This is a genomic window from Stenotrophomonas sp. P5_A8 (genome assembly GCF_056400545.1).
Genome location: NZ_JBFULB010000375.1, coordinates 1 through 3,524, shown reverse-complemented (window position 1 = coordinate 3,524; position 3,524 = coordinate 1). Strand labels below are relative to the sequence as shown.

Genomic DNA, 3,524 nt, shown 5'->3' with positions numbered 1-3,524 from the left:
CGGTGATTCTTGGGTACGGCTGCGGAAACGGCTATAGCCGAGCATGGCTCGGCTCTACGGGAGCCCCGATATCGGGGAGATGCAACCGGCGATTATACCGGCCCGGGCGCGTGGAGCGACCCGGCGCGGTTCAGCGGATCTGCTGACCCAGCCGGATCGACTGGAGACGGTCCTGCGCGGTGCGCGCGGCGTCGGAGCCGGGATAGGTGGATACCACCTGTTCCAGGGTTGCCTGGGCCTGGTCGACCTTGCCTTCGCCATACTGCGACAGGCCGATCTTGAGCAGGCCACCGGACGCCTTGTCGTGGGTCGGGTAGCGCGAGATGAGGTCGCGGAACTGCGCCTCAGCCAGCGGGAAATTTCGGGTGGCGTAGTAACTCTCACCCAGCCAATACAGGGCATTGGGGGTGTAGACGCCGTTGGGGTACAGCTCGAGGAAGCTCAGGAACAGCTGCGCCGAATCATCGTACTTGCCGGCCTTGAGCGAATTGAACGCGACGTTGTACGCAGTGCGCTCATCGCCACTGGCCGACAGACTGCCAGCGTCCCCATGCACGGAAGGCGGCCGCTCGGAAGCGGCCGTTGCCGGTATCGGGGGTGCTGCGACGGGCTTGGGCGCGGCGGCAGCGGGTGCGGCGGGCAGCACGGGGGCGCCGCCTTCGAGACGGTTCAGGCGGCTGTCCAGGTCCAGGTACTGGTCCTTGGCAGACTGCTTGAGCTGCTCGTTGTCATGTTGCAACTGCTCTACCTGCGACTGCAGCGCCTGCATCTGCGTGCGGAGCTGGTTGAGCTGGTTGAGCATGTCCATGTTGGACTGGTTGTTCTGCACCTGCTGCTCAAGCGAACCGACCCGGTCGGCCAGGCTCTGGCGCTGCGCATTGGCCGGAGCGGCAGCCACGAGGGCTGCCGCAACGATCATCGATAGAAATCGAAAGCGCATCTATTACTGAGCCGTGTACACGATCTCGACGCGACGGTTCTGCGACCAGCAGGACTCGCCCGACTCGGTGCAGACCGGACGCTCTTCGCCGTAGGACACGACGGTCAGCTGCGAAGCCGAGCCACCGTTGGCCTGCAGGGCGGAGTTGACGCCATTGCCACGACGCTCGCCCAGGGCCTGGTTGTACGCGCGCGAACCGCGCTCGTCGGTGTGGCCCTGTAGGGTGATGCGCGAGGACGGACGGTCACGCAGGTACTTGGCGTGGCAGGCCATGATGGCCTGGAATTCCGGCTTCACTTCTTCCTTGTCCAGGTCGAAGTACACCACGCGCTGGCGCAGGCAGGAATCGGTATCCAGGTCGCCCGGGCCGTACAGGCCGGAGGTCGACGGACCGGTCGGGGTGGAGGTCGAGGAGCCGGTGTCAACCGGGGCTGCCGGCTGTTCCTTCACCTTCTTCGAGCAACCGGCCAGGGCGGCCACGGACAACAGGGAGACAAGCAGAACTCGGGTGGACTTGTTCATGGCGATACCTTTGAGGCTCCTAAAGCCGGATGAGGGATGAATACGGTGGAAATCTTAACACTCTGTTAGCGCTTTGTACGGTAAGGCGACCAAGAAGGCTCACGAACATCACCGTCTGCCAGCACCAGCCGCTGGCGCACGCGCGCATCGGCCGAGACGGCATACAACACTCCACGACCACCCTCACGGGCGGCGTACAACACCATGCTTGCATTGGGCGCAAAGCTAGGCGATTCGTCCAGCGAACCCGGGGACAGCGTGCTCCAGCGCGGGGAGCCCAGGCTGCTGTCCATCATCGCGATCTTGTAGGTGTTGCCGCTGCCCTGGGCCACCACCAGCTTCTTACCGTCGAAGGACAGGCTCGGGGTGGCGTTGTAGTTGCCCTGGAAGGTCACGCGCGAGGCGCTGCCACCGCTGGAGGACACCTGGTAGATCTGCGGGCGGCCGCCGCGGTCGGAGGTGAAGTAGACGTTGGAACCGTCGGCACTCCAGGTCGGCTCGGTGTCGATGGCGAAATGGTTGGTCAGCTGGGTCAGCTGCTTGCTGCCCAGGTCCATCACGTAGATTTCCGGGTTGCCGCTGCGCGACAGCGACAGGGCCAGACGACGCCCGTCCGGGGAGAACGACGGCGCGCTGTTGATGCCACGGAAGCTGGTGACCAGTTCACGGGCGCCGGTGGAGATGTTCTGGATGTAGATCGCCGAATTGCCACGCTCGAAGCTGACGTAGGCCAGGCGGTTGCCATCCGGGCTCCACGACGGGGACAGCAGCGGTTCGGCCGAGCGCACGATGGTCTGCGGGTTGAAGCCGTCCGAATCGGCCACCATCAGCGCATAGCGCATGGCATCGCCCTTGCCGCTGGCGGTGACATAGGCGATGCGGGTCCAGAAGGCGCCACGCACCCCGGTGATCTTCTCGTAGATGGCGTCGGCCATCTGGTGGGCGACATCGCGCATCGCGTTGCCGCGGGCGGTCATCGCCAGGCCGAGCAGGCGCTCACCCTTGGGCACGTCGTACAGCTCGTACTCGACCCGGTAGGCGCCGGCACCGGCGTCCATGACGCGGCCGACCACGATGTAGTTCTGCTTCAGCGCGCGCCAGGTGGCGAACTGGATCTCGCTGCCACGGCTGGGCTTTTCCACGATCTGCGCTTCGGGCAGGGTGCGGAACTGGCCCGAACGCTCCAGGTCGGCCCGGACCACGGACGCCACGTCGGTCTGTGGTGCACCGGCCGAGCCCTGGTACGGCATGGGCACGACGGTAATGGGGGTAGCGGAGGCGTTGCCGCCGATGATGTCGATATCCAGCCCCTTCTGCTGCGCCAGGGCAGCAAAGGGCAACAACAGGGCCGCAACAACGGCAAGCCAACGAGGCATCTTCTTCATGGAGCACTCAAGAGAGGGAAACCGGAACGAGGGATAACAGGGCGGCGGTGAACCGTTTCGCAATCATGAACCAAGGGTACGTGAAAGCGGAGTCACCGCCCGGCAAAACTCACAGCCCGTTAACGAGCGGGACGGAAAACCGCCCACTCCACCGCACGGACGATCAGTCCTGGGCGGTGAAGTTGAAGTTGATCGTGCGCTGGAAGACGGTCTCGAACCCGCGGTACGGCAGCGGCTGGGCGTTGAGCACGGCCGCTTCGATCGAGCGCTTGCCGGCCTCGTCGAACGCGCAGTTGCCCACGACCTTGGCCTGGATGACCTGCCCGCCCGGAATCTGGGTGATCGAGACCTGGCACTTCTGGCCCAGCGGGACCGAATCGGGACGGGTCCACTGCCCCTTCACCTTCTGCTGGATCGCCGCGGCGTACTTGGCCGACAGATCGTCACTGGTGCCGCCGGCACCGGAGGCCGGCTTGGCGGTGCCGGTGGCGCCGGTAGTGGCGGCCGTACCGCTGGCGGCACGCGCGGCGGTCACCTGGCGCAGCTTCTGCTCGGCCAGCTTGGCTTCGTTTTCAGCCTGGGCGCGCTTGCGGCGGATCTCGGCCAGCTTCTTGTCCTTCTCGGCTTCGGCCTTGGCGTCATTGGCCTTCTGTTCCTGCTCGGCCAGCTTCTTCTTC

4 protein-coding genes are annotated in these 3,524 nt (G+C 65.3%); all 4 read right to left on the bottom strand.

Features of this window, described 5'->3' with window-relative positions:
- Window positions 1-130 precede the first annotated feature (130 nt).
- A complete protein-coding gene (gene ybgF, locus AC1DQP_RS18240; RefSeq protein WP_256775468.1) occupies window positions 131-940 on the bottom strand; it encodes a tol-pal system protein YbgF in 810 nt (269 codons plus the stop codon).
- A gap of 3 nt (window positions 941-943) precedes the next feature.
- The gene (gene pal, locus AC1DQP_RS18235; RefSeq protein ID WP_256775469.1) at window positions 944-1,462 is read right to left on the bottom strand and encodes a peptidoglycan-associated lipoprotein Pal; all 519 of its coding nucleotides are present in this window, start codon (window positions 1,460-1,462) and stop codon (window positions 944-946) included.
- 65 nt (window positions 1,463-1,527) lie between these two features.
- Entirely contained in the window at window positions 1,528-2,847 is a 1,320-nt protein-coding gene (gene tolB / locus AC1DQP_RS18230) for a Tol-Pal system beta propeller repeat protein TolB (protein ID WP_457319257.1), read from the bottom strand.
- 163 nt (window positions 2,848-3,010) lie between these two features.
- Window positions 3,011-3,524: cell envelope integrity protein TolA (tolA, locus tag AC1DQP_RS18225; RefSeq protein ID WP_478052170.1), on the bottom strand; the 514-nt coding region annotated here is incomplete at its 5' end.